The organism is Shewanella sp. SW32 (assembly GCF_025653365.1).
GTDB lineage: Bacteria > Pseudomonadota > Gammaproteobacteria > Enterobacterales > Shewanellaceae > Shewanella > Shewanella oncorhynchi.
Genome location: NZ_JAKKSJ010000021.1, coordinates 1 through 15,622, shown reverse-complemented (window position 1 = coordinate 15,622; position 15,622 = coordinate 1). Strand labels below are relative to the sequence as shown.

Sequence of the window (15,622 nt, the reverse complement as noted above, 5' to 3'; positions counted from 1 at the left end):
TTCTACCTAGATTAAAAAAAATCTCAATAATCTAGCGTAAAATCACAAACACAAAATTCTTAATTGTGAACAAAGTCGCGACTTCTGCATTACGATTAATTAACGTAACCGTAGGCTCACGACATTTAAGACAGAATGACAGCTACACTTCAGTTGCATTCTGTGTTTTTCAATTGGAGAAACTATTCACTACAGGAATCACTACTGGAAAATGGTTGAATTAACTTAGGCCCTGCCCTGCATGGTCAGGACCCAGTTAGTGGGGTTTCCCCCAGCTGTTGCTACTTAGATAGCTAAGAACAAACCAGCAAGCGTTGCGCTCATTAAGTTAGCTAAAGAGCCGGCGATAACCGCACGAATACCCATTGTAGCTAAATCATGACGACGGTTAGGAGCCATAGCACCTAAACCACCAAGCAAAATCGCGATTGAAGACAAGTTAGCGAAACCACACAGAGCAAACGAAATAATCGCTTGTGTTCTATGAGTCATCACAGCTTGAGTTTCAGCAACGCATAACGGCAGGCCTTTAACAACTTCAGCAGCAACCGCTGTACAAGTAGTGGCAGCATCAGAGATATATGGAGCAAAGTTTAAGTAAGCAACGAATTCGTTAACAATGATCTTTTGACCGATGAAAGAACCTGCTACTAATGCTTCATTCCAAGGCACACCGATAAGGAATGCTAATGGCATAAACACATAGCCAAGGATCAGTTCAAGTGTTAAACCTTCAACGCCAAACCAACCACCCACACCACCAATAATGCCGTTGACCATAGCGATCAAACCAACGAAGGCTAACAACATAGCGCCTACGTTTAAGGCTAAATGCATACCAGATGAAGCACCTGCAGCAGCGGCGTCTAATACGTTAGCTGGTTTGTCAGGATCTTCTGGTAAATCGCTCATGTCATTTTTAGCAGCTTCAGTTTCAGGGTGCATCAGTTTAGCCATTAATAGACCACCTGGTGCTGCCATGAATGAAGCGGCAACTAAGTATTCGATAGGTACACCCATCTGCGCGTAACCAGCCAATACTGAACCCGCGATTGATGCCAAACCACCCACCATGATCGCAAACAGTTCAGACTGCGTCATAGTTGGAATGAATGGGCGAACCACTAATGGGGCTTCAGTCTGACCAACGAAGATGTTAGCAGTTGCTGACATAGATTCAGTACGGCTTGTGCCCAATGCCTTTTGTAAACCACCACCGATGATACGGATGATCCACTGCATAACGCCTAAGTAATATAGAACCGCAATCAGAGAAGAGAAGAACACAATAACGGGTAACACGTTAACTGCGAAGATAAAGCCAAGTTTGAAGTTAGCTAAATCACCAAACAGGAAACCGATACCGTTTTGTGCGTAACCAATAACGCTAGAAACCGCATCAGACATCCCTTTCAGAATGTCTTTACCAACTGGAACATACAGTACAAAACCACCGAAGGCAGCTTGGATAGCTAACGCGCCACCCACTGTACGTAAATTAATTGCTTTTTTGTTATTCGATAGGAGGAAACCTATCGCAAGTAGGGTGACCACCCCTACTAAACTCATTAATATATCCATTAACCATCACCCTATTGTTAACACTTTTTAATTATGTTGTTAATCAACCTATTTCCGAGTCAGATTATACCCGAGGCAAAGTCGAAAATCGTCGTTTTGATCATATTTTTGGAGTTTAATTTCAATCGCTTAGTGCAGAATGCTAGTGCGACCTACACCTGTTTATTTAAAAACAGCTAAAGGTCAAACAGTTGCATTGCATTCGACACCAAGTGTTCTGATATTAGAACACTTGATTTTTTTTGCAAATTGGCAATTTTGTCTATAAAAAGAACAAGGTTAGCAGGCTGGTTACGTTTTTCAGTAACATTTATCGGTGTCATTGCAGGAGAGTCAGTCTCAAGTATGAAGTGCTGAAGTGGTAATTCGCTGACAGTTTTGAGCAATTTTTTGGCATTAGGGTTCATAATCAAACCACCAATTCCCAGCTTAAAACCTAATTTGATATATTCCAGTGCAATTTCAGTACTGCCAGAAAAAGCATGTATCACACCGCCTCTAGGCAATTGATACTTTTTCAAACACCCTAAAACCTCTAAATGTGCTTTTACGCTATGAATAATAACTGGCAGATTAACGGACTTAGCTAAAGCTAATTGTGCCTCAAAAAATGCGAGCTGCTGAGACCAGGTTGAGGAATAGAGCTTATCTAAGCCACATTCACCAATAGCAACAAAGCGAGGACATTCTAGTAACGCCGAAACTTGAGATGTTAATGCTAAGATCCCAGCATCAACATCCTCTGGACAAAACCAAGGATGAATACCGAGGGCAAAATAAGTTTGGTATTGTTCTGCAACGGCAAGCTGTTTGTGCCAGTGCCGCGGGGACACACCAGGAATAATCAGATTATCTACGCCAACACTGTGCATTCGCAACACCACATTGTCGCGGTCAACATCAAACTCAGCAAAATCCAAATGGGCGTGGGTATCAATCACAGCAAATTCCTCACTCTGCGGTCGATTTACCAATTGAATGAAGTTCGGGTGGTGATACCGTTGCGTCAACCACCAAAGCTTTAGCGCATTTTACCGCTAATGGAGGATCTTCAAGGCGCGGCATGCAACAGCGACGATTTTCAGGTGTCAGCCCCATTCGGTCGCACCAATGAATATAAGCCTGCCATGTTTTTGTGATCCAATTCGCCATCATTTACATCCAGAACCGATTTTTAGTTTTCATTAGATACAAAAATGGCGGTGAATTCACCGCCATTTCAACAACTATTCTAAACCGAACCCTATTAGTGTTCGCGGGTTTTCGCAAACTCAATATCAGGATATCTTTCCATCGAAAGATTAAGGTTAACCATAGTTGGTGCAATATAGGTTAGGTTATCGCCACCATCGAGTGCTAAGTTTTGACTACACTTACGGCGGAACTCTTCAAGCTTACGCTCATCCTTACAATAAACCCAGCGAGCTGTCGACACGCTAATACCTTCGTAAATAGCTTCGACGTTATATTCACTCTTCAGACGACCAACAACCACTTCAAACTGCAGTACACCCACAGCGCCAACAATCAAATCGTTAGTATCAATTGGGCGGAATACTTGTACAGCACCTTCTTCAGATAACTGTACTAAGCCTTTTAAGAGCTGCTTCTGTTTAAGCGGATCGCGCAGACGAATACGGCGGAACATTTCAGGGGCGAAGTTAGGTACGCCAGTGAAACGGAATTTTTCACCTTGGGTAAACGTATCGCCAATACGGATAGTGCCATGGTTATGTAAACCGATGATATCGCCAGGGTAAGCTTCTTCAGCACGCTCACGATCGCCCGCCATAAAGGTCAATGCATCGCTAACGTTAACATCTTTACCAATACGCACATGGTGCATTTTCATGCCTTGCTCGTAACGGCCTGAACAAACACGCATAAAGGCGACACGGTCACGGTGTTTAGGATCCATGTTTGCTTGGATCTTAAATACAAAACCGGTGAATTTTTCTTCGTCAGGCATGATCACTCGCACATCGCTTTCGCGAGGAAGTGGCTTAGGTGCCCACTCAACGATACCGTCAAGAATATGGTCCACACCGAAGTTACCTAAAGCAGTACCAAAAAATACTGGGGTCAACTCACCTTTCAAAAAAGCCGCATGGTCAAATTCATGCGACGCGCCGCGCACTAATTCCATCTCATTGCGCAAATCAGCGGCATAACTGCCAATCGCTTTCTCAAGATCAGGATTATTAATGCCTTTAATTACACGACGCTCTTGGATCGTGTGTCCCATACCGCCTTGATACAAGACCACTTCATCACGCAGTATGTGGTAAATACCTTTGAACTCTTTACCGCTGCCAATAGGCCAAGTAATAGGTGCACAGGCAATATTCAGCACGCTTTCGACTTCATCCATTAGATCAATAGGATCACGGATATCGCGGTCGAGTTTGTTCATAAAGGTCACAATCGGCGTATCACGCAGACGTGTCACTTCCATCAACTTAATGGTACGGTCTTCTACACCCTTTGCAGAGTCAATGACCATCAGACAGGAGTCTACAGCCGTCAGAGTACGATAAGTATCTTCAGAGAAGTCTTCGTGACCAGGCGTATCGAGTAGGTTAACAAGGGCGCCACCATAGGGGAATTGCATGACAGACGTAGTAATAGAAATACCACGGTCTTTCTCCATTTCCATCCAGTCAGACTTAGCATGCTGACCCGATTTTTTGCCTTTAACCGTACCCGCTTTCTGCAAAGCGTTTCCGAATAACAGCACTTTTTCGGTAATGGTTGTTTTACCCGCGTCGGGGTGCGATATGATTGCAAAAGTGCGGCGCTTATTGATTTCATTAGACATATTTAGTTCGTCTTACTCGTGATTCAGATAGTTTGTACACAGGCTTGTACACAAAACTAAAAGTAATGATTTTTCATTTAACTGCTTGGCGCGGAGTATAGCAGAATCACTCTAAAAAAATCGCGCGCAAAAATCACCTTGCAATAGATTTTCGTAAAGGCAAACTTGTTATTGTACATATGTCGGCGTGACTCGGTGACGGAGTGAATCGGTCTGATTGTTACGGAATAATGAGGCGGCTCCGTAGCAGTCGATCCCGCCTAGTGATTTAAGGTTGATTCCTAGCAACACGAAATCACCACGCAGGCTGGAAGGTCTGCAAGCATTCGCATGGTTATTTATGAGTGATACTGCCATTGTGGGTAAATGGACTCGGGAAATATGCAGAGGATAGCCTAGCAGACCATAGAAGCTATCTCATGGTTCGAAACCATGGCTCATAAGTAACCAACCGAATGTGTCTGGCGAAAGCCACAAAGGGGGTAAACTCCCCCGTCAGCGAGTAATTGGCCTAGACGATGGCGGCACATAACCAACCGATCCCCGCCTATACTCTAGGCGGGTTTTATTTTTAAGGGACTCTATGCACCTAATCGCCATGCTAGTTTTAGTTATCATAGGTTATGCCGCTGGCGAGAATATTAGCTGGCTGCTTGGCCTGCCGATCATCTGCATCGGGCTTTATATGTTTGATGTGGGCGGTAAGAAAGCGCGGGGATGGAGGCAGGATCAGGAAGGTTTATTTGCAGGGATTGGACTGCTTGCACTTGTGCTGCTCGTTATAGGAACGGCACTAGGCTGGTAATGTGGAACAAAACTTTTCTTTTTTTCCATCTGCAAATAAAAAGCCGGCATGCCTAAATAGCGTGCCGGCTTTTTTGTTTTACCATTCCCTTAAATTAAAACCAATGTACGCTCTTTGATAAATCGCGTTCTTCTGGCGGGTAATGGCATCCAGTTTTTCGCGTTTTTCGCTGGCACTCATACTCGAGTTATTGACCATTTCAGCTTGCTTACCCAGCGCCGAAACTTGGCGCTGCACGCGGTTAAGCGCAATGCGCACACCCAGCTTATCGCGGTTATCTTCAAGAACGCCCATGATCCTGCTTGAGTCTCGTTCTTCGGCTGCGCGCTTATAACTGCCATAGGCTTGGTTAGCGGCATCGAGCGCCTTGTAAAACTCAGCTTGATAATAAGTGCTACCAGCCGGCGCATCGCCACCGTAAAATGCCTTGATCACAGGGTAACGGCTAATAGGCGTTTCTGCTTTTTCAATGCCAAGCATTTGGCGCGCCATCATGTCTGACATAGCCAGCACATAGCCGCCGAGCGTACCGGCATAGCCATTAACCAAATGTTCAATCTTCTTAGGGCTAACATTGAACAGTTGGCCCAACTCGCGAGCAATATCACTGGTGTAAGCGTTATAGCGATCACCTGGCATACGCTGCTCGTCGCCCATTCCCTCAATAGGTGCATCTTTAAAGAATGACTTATTTGTCATTACCTCAACGACTGGCAAAGCGATTTGCGGTATGGGGTTTAACGCCATGGTATTAAACACGGCGTGAGCTGTGGCTCGGCCTAGGTCGCTGCCCGTTTGCGAGCCAGTGCCAAAGCCGAATAAACGTTCCGGTAAAGTCCCGAATACCACGCCGAGTTCAAACGGCTTAGGAATACGGAAGTGATCTTCACCTACCCAGAAATGCCAGTTAGCGTCCTTGTCCCAGTCCGGTAACTCTTTATAACGGTCATCGTCATCATTCATCGCAGCAAGTGCCAGCGAGAACGCGGCCACCTTAATGCCTTTCATCGCCAAATTTGCCGATAGCACTTTAAGCACTTTGTCATTTTCACCAGCAGCCGATGCCCTGGCTAATTTGTACATACCTTGCAAGCGTGCATTGAAGAAGGGTAAAAAGTCGATCATGGTACTGATTAAGGCAAAGTTGCCCTTCATCGCGTAGTCCATTAAATCTTTGGCTTCAAAGGCGGCTTGGCGGCGCGACTTGCCCGCGGCTAAACTCGCCTCGTAAGTTGATAGCCGGTTGGCGTTCTCTACTTTATCACTGGCGTTGCGGTACTTTTCAATCAGCGCTTTGCCGCTCGTTACCAATGTTCCCATATAGCTGTTGATTTGCTTATCACTTAAGCCCTTCTTGCTCAGTGCGCGGCGTATTTGCTGTGCTGCTGCTTCTGGATCCGCGCCGTGAACATACCCGCCTTGGAACGCTGCGCCGCTGAATATCAAGTCCCGATAGGCTTCATCTTCTTTAAAGGCTTTCTTTAAACCTTTGATTGAGTCTGTGCCAAACTTAAAATCATCCTTGTTGATCATCCACGCATGCGCCGCGTCGCGGATAAAGTTTTTAAAGATGAAGTCTGGCGACAGCGTAACGCCAGTAGTTAAGAAACGCTTGGCGCTCCGGCCCATGCGATTAAATAACGCTTGGCTACCCACATCATTCACCGCAATTAACCCGCGCAATAATGCCGGATCAGTAACGGCATAGGCCACAGCTTGGCCGTCGCGCATCACTTTAACTCGCTGAATACTGTTAAGCTCGCGTTGCGAAAGCTTGGCAAACTCAGGGCTATCCACTTGCGTCATAAACTGAGTGCCGTCTAAATTGTCAGACACTTCAAGCATTGCCTTATTTTTAAGGGCAGCGTCGAGCATAGTTGATTGGCGCAAGATAATGTTTTCGAGCAAGTCTTTAGTGGACTGACTGCCTCCTTTGAGCGTTTTGATTTTCGCGCTCTGGCCGGCAATGCCTTTCTTGGTGAATGGCGCAGTTACCATCGAGGCAATATCTTGCATTTCTGGATCAACATCTTGCTCGCGGAAGAACGGCACATAATATTCTTCATCAAAGCCACTGCGCTGGGCCTCACTGATTAATCCCGCGCCTTGAGCCACATCGAGCACAGCGCTGTTAATCTTGTTGTATTCGGTGCGCACTTCTTCGAATAGCTTTTCTTTACCATCGGCAAGGGCTAGCAGTTCGTCAATGTCGGCTTGAGATAGGTTATTCTCGCGACCCTGCGCTTTAAGTTGCTTGGCGCGGTTAGCACCCATCCATGCAAGCCAGTTATTAAGCTCGCCATCTGGCAACATGCCGAACACTTCAAGCAAGCCCTTAGTGTCCTTCTTGCGCTGAATGATGCCGTCTTTCCACATGGGCGCGCCGTAGTGAAATACGCCATGCAGCACATCCGATAAGCCAGACGCTAAACGGGCAGACACATAACCCATCTTATTTGGATCGGTAATGCCTGCCGCTTCCTCGGCTTTTTTGATACCGTGTAGCCCGTCAAAAACGCCCTCATTTAAGCGGCTCCAAAAGCTGGATTGCTTAAGCGTGTCGGCGGTATTGCGGTAGTTCTCGGTGATCTTCTCTTTGAGCGTTTGCGCTGCTTCTTCCTCTAGTCCCAGCTTTTGCTTAGCGGTGCGATCATCTGGTGCCGTGGTAGTTTTACTAAATAGAATATCAGTAGGTGCCTCATCGCGTGCATCAAGCACTTTATTTGCCCTATCCATACGTGATTTGCGATTCTTGAAGCCACGCACAATCGAGGCCATCATATCTTCCATTTCATTGCGGGTGATATTGGACTTGATGATCCCAAAGCCTTCAAGCTGACGGCGCAGCCATTTGGTTAACTCGAACCACCACGCTTTAGCCGTTCCGCGCTCCGGTTGGTTCTGCACAAAGTTGGCAAAAACTTCTTCTGCTTTCACGGCATCACTTGCGCCAGCGTAATCTTTATCGATACGGGCCCAAAGCTCCTTAAACTCTTTGCGGCTGCGGCTAGAGTTAAGCTTATTAATAAACTGCTGGTACTTTTGCGCGCCGATCACGGTATGCAAGCCACCGTGCGCTAAAACCTCGTGCACTAGCGTTGAACGTAATTCATCAATCGAGCTGAAGTTATCTAAAATTAAATACGCTGAGTTGCGCCTGTCATCATAGGCGCCGTAAATGGTTTGTCCCTCCATTGCCATGGCTGGCACGTTGAAGCGTGATAAAAATTCATCCTGTGAGGTGAACAGGTTTACCCTGATCCCAGCAGCACCGGATAAGCGTTTTAGCACATCATCAACCGCGCGTTGGGCTTCGGCTTGGCTGAATAAGCGCGCACCTTTGTTTTTACCCTTGCTGTTGGTTTTGCTAAACAGTAAACCATCGGTAATATCGCTGTCTGGCTTAGCGTTGCTTTCACTCGCGGGTGCGATAGCCTGCATAAACGCCTCACGATCCAAATCGCTCTTAAATACAAATGTCGGCTTACCTGGCACAGATTTACCGTCTGCGGGCTTATAATAATGGCGCATCATGGCGCGCACATAAAAGCCACCATTCGCTTTTGCCAGCTCACTGTAAGCGTTGTAGTTATCCCCCATGTCGGCGTCAAAGTTCACCACAAACAGATCATCACCTGACTTAGTATGCTTCGAGTTCATCTTATGCACACTATCGTTTGCCACTGCGTCGCCTGGCGCGATAATGGTTTTTTGCTTGTCAGCACTCAAGGTATCATTAGTGCTTGCAAAAACTTCCTCTGCGCGCGGTGCAGTACGCTCGCCTAGATCAAGATCCTCTAGCCTGCTAAACAATGCCTCGTTACTTTCTAGGTTCGAGTAATCCATCGTGCTATGAGTGTGTATCTTGTTTACTTTGTCTGGATCGGTTTGCTTCTCAAGCACAAGAATACGTGTAGCAACGCTGGTGCCTGCACGCTCAAAAGTGCTTTTTGGTAAGATGATATTAGCGACTTGATAAATATCTTTGGCGGCGTCTGACTCATACAGCAGCTTATCAAACTTTTTATCTGCAGCGGGTCCGGTTGGGATCAGCGCGACAATGCGGCCACCATTGCGCAAATGGTTCATGGCTTTCTCAACGTGTTCTGCCGCCGTTTTGCCACCCACGCCATACGGCGGGTTCATGGCAATACCATCGTATTTGTTAATGATGTTGTGATTTTCAAAGCTGCCGGTTATCACATCGCCGTCAAAGTTTAGTGACAATCGACTTGCCAACTCAGAGGACTGTTCAATTGATCGGTTTTCGGTATTTTCAGGGAACCAGCGTGCTATTGCCCCATGGCCGCCGCTAGGCTCTAGCAGTTTATCGCCCCCTCTTGGATCCAAAAATGCCACCATTTTCAGGCCAACCGGCTCAGGCGTCGCAAAGTAATCCGTCCCTTCACGCGCTGAACTGCGTCCGCTACCATACTTTTTAGTACCAAAATATAGCGCCTTAGCTAAATCCCATGGAGTTAACACATTAGCCATTGCTGCATCGGCGGCTTTCCCTCCCTTACCTTCATCAACGCTTGGCGGGTAAGCATCAGCTTCTTCGTAAGCACTAATAAATGCCTGTTTCAATCCGCGAGCTCCGTCACCCATTGCCAAGTTTTCTGCAGTCGACGCGCGTGTGGCAATCTTGCTCGCAAACGCAAACCGCTCCCAGTTTGTGCCAATGGTTAAGTATCTAAACAGCGCGTCACTCGCCTGACCTGTCCGATAAATGCGGCCCTCTTGCTGAATGGCGGCGGTTGGCTTTGTTGGCATACCTAAATGAATCAACACGCGCTGGTGCTTGCCGCTGGTATCGTGAATAGATACCCCCTCGCGCATTGCATCCCCTTGAGCAATCAATAGCTTGGCGCTATCTGCTGTGTCACGGTTAAAGTCGTCTTGCATCTTAATGCGATTTTTTGCTGATACGCTGCCGTTATACACTGACGCATCAGGGAATGCGGCTGTTAAGGTTTCGATAGCCGACGGCAAAGAGTCAAAGGCATTAATAAGATCTGCAAATTGCTGCTTGAACTCATTATGAATGGCACGCATTTCTTCTGGCACATTCACTCTAAACGGGTTAACTGCGCCGCCTTTGTTAAAGTCGTGCATGACGACGACTTTACGACCAAGATCTAAATTCGCCTGAATGGTCGCAATGGCCTCTCTTGCTTTAATGGCTTCAAGAAAGTACATGCGGGATTGGTAGTGGAAGTTTTTGCCGATAATGAGATCGCGAAACTTGCCTGAGCTGTCATCGTCTGGCGAGTCAACCTGCATGTTAGCGGCCTTGTCCCATAGCCATTCAATAGCTTCATCAACACGCTGCCCGATACGACTCTCGGCCAAGATAAACTTGCGGTCATAATCAAAATCGCTATCAAGCGCACGCCCTGAAAGCACGCCTTGCTTCTTAAGCCAAGCATTAAAGGCGCGTTGCATTAACGAGCGGTCTACTTTCGCGTCGGGTTCTGTCAACTTGTTATAACGCATGCGATAACCAAAGTGCTGCATCATAAACTGATCAAAGTTATCGCCACTGTTATAACCGCTGCCGCTGTTGTCGCCCTTACCCTCGTTCCAGTCAAACAAAAAACCTTGGCCTAATGTGACGTTCTTTTCATAGGCAAATGGGGTCGCGCTTAGCATTAATGCGCGCGGCATATCTTTGGGCGCAGTGTTAGCAAGGCGTGCATCGACTTCTTTAACGTGGGCGTAGAACTCTTGCCATAACTTATCGATAATTTTATCTTGGCTGCTCACCATATTGCCATCGGCACGACCGCTATCAATCAGGCCCTTAATACGTTCGCGTTCTTCACGCGCCTCGTTTAATCGGTCCATAATGCTGTCTGGATTCGTGGCCTTTACAATGGTGGACCCGTAACCTGGCTTTTTCGCTAACGCTCTGATCCGCGTGAGTACGCCAGTCACTTTGCCGTCAGCACTTGATGATAGATAATGCGCTTCATCGAGCACAATCATGTCAAAGTCATGGTGTAGCAATGCGTCATTGGCGCTCAAGTTGGCAAAGGTAGTCACAACTACATCTTGGCCTGCATCCTTGGTGCTCTCTAATGGGTTAACCGTCAAATCAAAAAATTGTTTACCGGCTTTTACCCAGGCATCGGCAATGGCTTGCTTTGGCACTGCAATTAAAATTCGGCCCTTACCGCTTTCAACGGCACGCTTTACCACCCCAAGCCCAGTAAAGGTTTTCCCTGTGCCTGTGCCGTTGGTAAACAGCACGCCATAGCCATCTTCTTTGCTGAGGCGCTTTTCTGCAAACACTACATCGTCAACTTGGCCGTCTGATAAAAACGGCATTTGGTTTTTAATTTGTGACTTATCGGCTGAGGTGATGGTTTGAAAGGCGTTAAGGCTAACTTTTTTGGTTAGGGAAGGCGCGCTGCTAAGCTTAACGCTAGGCGCTTCATGTCGATTTTGTTCAGCGAAAAGTCCACCTGTGCTATCTGGCAGGCTTGCTGCACTGTCAATACTTCCGGTAACAGCATCTGATACTCTGGGTTTGTCATGGCGAACCGACTGATTGCTGGATTTTCGGTTAACAGTGGGTACACTGTCGCCCACGCTGGCGCCAGCTTCTCCCCTGCCTGTTGCTGTGCTAGGGTCATTAACATCTGATCTGCTTTGTCCTCGTCCTTCTCGTTGAAGATCTTGGTCATTGCGCTGGTCTGCATCGGACCTATTAAGGCGATTTGATTGCGGATTTCCTGCGGTACGTTCAGCATCTTGGTTAACCTCTGCCAAAATCTGGCTTAATTCAAGTTTAGCAACAGCTCTCGGGCTGTCCATATTATCAGCAATATTATCACTAATCTCATAGCGATCAGGGTTGTAAGCGATTGCGCCATAAGCTTCTTTTAAAAATGGTGTAACATCTTCGTCTTGTATACCAATTGCGCGTGTCACGTTTAGAATATCACGTACCCACTGTGCAAACTTAACCGCGCCATTGGCCAGCGATAACGCGCCAACTTCTGCAACGGCCACCATGATTTCAGGGTCGATGCCACTATTCAGAGTGCCTTTCTTTTTAGCGAGCAATGCTTTTAGCTTTTCTGCTGCAGCACGTTGTTTATCGCTGATAGAGTCGGCTAAGTTATCAAGCTTGCTTTCTGGCTTGGTTGGCTTGACCGTCGGCTGGCTAAACATATCATTTTGGCCAGCAGCCATCGCTACATCAGCGTCACGATTTGAGCCGGTGAGCGTAAAACTATCCACCTGCCGATCAGCCTCAAACATCTGTGTTCTGGCATTGTCGCGTTGGCGTTTAGTCTCTGCCTCTTTCTGAGATTCGGACTCACGCTGCGCTCGATCGCTTTCGGTTTCTTGCGCTAAATCAAATGACTCACCCTTGAGCTCGGCCACCAATGCGGGATTGGTGTGCCAGTTATCCCATTGCTGTTTTTGTTGCTTAAGCTGCTCAATGCGCGCGTTAACAGCTTTCGGGTCTTTAACATCAACCCCTTCTTTCGCGGCGAGATCGGGACGTTTTGCGGCACCTTGTACGGCGCTCAAGGTACGCTGAATATCAGATTGCTTACTGTTGGCTTTACGGGCGAGAGCTTCTGCTTCACGCATTGCGCTATCATCGAATCCAAACAAGTCGCCGCTTTGCTGCTGGGTTTCGCTAGTCATTGATTTGACCGCTTTCACCATGTTTTCAGCCACACCTATGCTGCGACCTTCTTGAATAGATTTAATGCCTACGGCTTGCAGGGCTTCATTGTTTGGAGCAGCGTCGGCAATGCGCGTAGCTGCTTCATCAGTGATTACATCGTTTCGGTGGGCGGTAATGAGCGCATCAGATCCTTTAGTTGCGATTGAGTAAGCCCTTTTTCCCGTTGCTCGCGCCAAAAGTCCTTGTGCGTTTGCTTCTTCTTGAGTGGGGGTTGTTGCTTGAATGAAGTCGACATAATCTTTTACCTTGCCTTGACCTTCTCTAATGTTAAGTGTGGCATCTAGCGCTGCAGCTTGCAGTTGACTAAAGCCGTCCGCTTCATAGTGATACTGCGCCGGAATGGTTTTTTCACCACTGCGACGCGCTAAGTCCAAACGATGCCGACCACTGATCACCTCTTTGCGGCCATCGCTGCGCACCCATACTTGAATAGGCGCCACACCGGTACGCTCAAACTTACCACCAAGCGGCTCAACCACACCATTGCTGTTTGCGCCTGATTTAAATTGTGGCACATCATCACTAATGGTCAATTCATCAATGCTGGCTTCATCCACGGCCAACCCCAACACCTTGCGCTTGGTTGGTGATTCTTCGGTATCGGCGTCAGGGGTATCGGCGTCAGGCTTTTTTGCTGGCTGCACCTTGGCGTCCGTTGCCACTGGCGAGGCCGTAACAGGTTCAGGACTTGCACCGTCGTATTCCTTATTAGCTGCCTGATCTGCATTCTGAGAATCACGCTTTGGCACTACGCGCCAACCAAAGCCGCTATCTAGCTTAACCGCTTCAACCTGCGCACCTTCTCGCTTAGCAATGCGCGCATTCTTGCTGGCCAACGCCTCTTTAGCTGACGCAAATGGCGTGTTATTGGTTTTAACATTAACGCCCTGCGATTGAGGTGAGAAGTTATCAGGCGCAAAGATAATACCCTTGTCCTCTATGACAAGCGGCTTTTTGGCGTTATCGCGGGTGACTTGGTCGGCAAATTGCTGTGCTGCTTGCATAGGTCTGCCGTCTGTACCAAAAATAGTATCTGACTTACCGATAAGGTTGGTTGGCTGCGCTGCCATTGTATCGCGCGTGCGCTGGCGGTTGAGGTTTTCTCCGTCGATAAATGGCGCTGCTAATAGCCCAGTAACAGGGCTGCGGCCTTGTCCTTCTGGCGGTAACCATTCACCTTCGCGGCGATTGTCGGTAAGCCCCTGCACGTTATCCATTGCCTGCGCTAATGGGCTTTGATTGAATTGTCCTGGCACAGTAGGAAAGCTGCGGCCCTTCATGGCGTTGTCACGAGCGATAACATCATCACCAAAGCGGCCAGCATTCATCGAGTCGCCCATGCCAGCGCGACGGGCGGCTGTGGGTTGGTCATAATTAGGTTGCTGGCTAGCTTGTGCCATATTATCAACATCAGCACGGCGATCAGCGGCTTGCTGTGCGTCTGCATCCATAGCACCGGCTACGGTTGGGTTGGTTTCGCGAATAGGATCGGCAGCAGGGTTTTTAGCAGGTTCACGGTCAGCAACATTGCGATTAGCAAGGCCACCGATACCGCCAGCACCGGCACCAAAGCCAGCACCAATAATCCCCTCATTAAGCGCGGCCAATTTAACGCCAGCCATTGGATCACGTTGGTCAATTTGCGATAGCACGTTATCAACTGCATATTGGCTAACTCCTGCTTGTGCCGCTTCGGTGGCACCTTCGGTAACACCACCCGCTAATGCACTGCGAAATGCACCAGACTTAGCCAAGCGAACGCCCGTTAATGCGCGCCCAATAATCGGATCACCAATCGCAGAGGCTGCAAAGTTCGCCATTAACGCCTTAGGATCGCTACGCACTTCACTGGCTACACGTTCAGCTAATTGGTTTTTCGCTTTGTTCCACTTGCCTAAGTCGTCAAGCTCAGGTGATTGAGCGTCAATCTCTAAAAATGTGCGTTTGAATAAATCAGATTCTGCCAGCACTTTATCTGGCATCTTTAATACTTCTTGGCGCGCTTGGTCCATCGCTTGGCCTGTGGCCGCGCTGCCACCCGTTGCGCCCATGCTGATAGCTTGCGCGACCTTCGCACCTTTTGAACCTAGACTTAGTGCCTTAGTTGCCATGCCTGCAGCGCCTGCACCTGGCACTGCCGTAGGTACAAACTGCCCCGCCACGTTCGCCATTTGTAATAGCCAAGTGTCGAGGTCTGTCATACCGTCGCCTAGCTCGGTTTCGCCTTGCGCGTTTTCAGTGAACATCTGCTTAGACATGGCTTCTTGACCACGGCTAGACATTTGTCCGTATTGATCATCTGCAATGCCATAGAGAGATTTAGCAACACCCTCTGCACCTAAAAAGTCGAAGATGCCACCGAGCCCTGACGCTGCCCCCGCTTGGAATGAATCCACCACATCACCGAAGCGGCCTTGTTCGTTTGGCTTTGGTTGTGCAGTCGATGCGGTTTTATATTTGTTTGGATCAAACCCGAGTAGTGACATTTGTGAAGCTCCAAAAAAAGAAAACCCAGCGCGATGGCTGGGTTAATTGAATACGGGTAGCGGCTTAACGCGGCATCATTGCCGCGCCATAAGCTGACTGCACGCCACTTTCTCTTAATTGCTTTAAGCGTTCCTGCTGTTGAGCTATGGTTTCAGGAGAAAGAAGCCCGGGCTTACGAGTGGTATCACCACGATCATTAAGCATTAAGTAAATAATCAACCGC

The 15,622-nt window shown here is 47.8% G+C and carries 6 protein-coding genes; 1 reads left to right on the top strand and 5 read right to left on the bottom strand.

Annotated elements, in window-relative coordinates; translation table 11 throughout:
• Nucleotides 1-285: 285 nt before the first annotated feature.
• The 4 genes from L5M28_RS13630 to prfC all read right to left on the bottom strand — a co-directional run bounded on the left by L5M28_RS13630 (nt 286) and on the right by prfC (nt 4,399).
• The gene (locus L5M28_RS13630) at nt 286-1,581 is read right to left on the bottom strand and encodes a NupC/NupG family nucleoside CNT transporter (RefSeq protein WP_131523244.1); all 1,296 of its coding nucleotides are present in this window, start codon (nt 1,579-1,581) and stop codon (nt 286-288) included.
• A 176-nt stretch (nt 1,582-1,757) separates the two neighbouring features.
• Entirely contained in the window at nt 1,758-2,522 is a 765-nt protein-coding gene (locus L5M28_RS13625) for a TatD family hydrolase (RefSeq protein ID WP_263203616.1), read from the bottom strand.
• Between the two features lie 10 nt (nt 2,523-2,532).
• Entirely contained in the window at nt 2,533-2,736 is a 204-nt protein-coding gene (locus tag L5M28_RS13620; RefSeq protein ID WP_317630014.1) for a hypothetical protein, read from the bottom strand.
• A gap of 91 nt (nt 2,737-2,827) precedes the next feature.
• Nucleotides 2,828-4,399, bottom strand: coding sequence for a peptide chain release factor 3 (gene prfC, locus L5M28_RS13615; protein ID WP_263203613.1), 1,572 nt, complete (start codon nt 4,397-4,399; stop codon nt 2,828-2,830).
• A 583-nt stretch (nt 4,400-4,982) separates the two neighbouring features.
• Here prfC and L5M28_RS13610 point away from each other — a divergent pair.
• On the top strand, nt 4,983-5,204 hold the full coding sequence (locus tag L5M28_RS13610) for a hypothetical protein (RefSeq protein ID WP_263203612.1): 222 nt from the start codon (nt 4,983-4,985) through the stop codon (nt 5,202-5,204).
• 78 nt (nt 5,205-5,282) lie between these two features.
• On the opposite strand, the gene L5M28_RS13605 is transcribed toward L5M28_RS13610, so the two are convergent.
• On the bottom strand, nt 5,283-15,398 hold the full coding sequence (locus L5M28_RS13605) for an LPD38 domain-containing protein (RefSeq protein ID WP_263203611.1): 10,116 nt from the start codon (nt 15,396-15,398) through the stop codon (nt 5,283-5,285).
• Nucleotides 15,399-15,622: the final 224 nt, after the last annotated feature.

Excerpts from the sequence above, each read along its gene's own strand:
- L5M28_RS13630 (WP_131523244.1), bottom strand. The coding sequence starts at position 1,581 with ATGGATATATTAATGAGTTTAGTAGGGGTGGTCACCCTACTTGCGATA.
- L5M28_RS13620 (WP_317630014.1), bottom strand. The coding sequence starts at position 2,736 with ATGATGGCGAATTGGATCACAAAAACATGGCAGGCTTATATTCATTGG.
- prfC (WP_263203613.1), bottom strand. The coding sequence starts at position 4,399 with ATGTCTAATGAAATCAATAAGCGCCGCACTTTTGCAATCATATCGCAC.
- L5M28_RS13610 (WP_263203612.1), top strand. The coding sequence starts at position 4,983 with ATGCACCTAATCGCCATGCTAGTTTTAGTTATCATAGGTTATGCCGCT.
- L5M28_RS13605 (WP_263203611.1), bottom strand. The coding sequence starts at position 15,398 with ATGTCACTACTCGGGTTTGATCCAAACAAATATAAAACCGCATCGACT.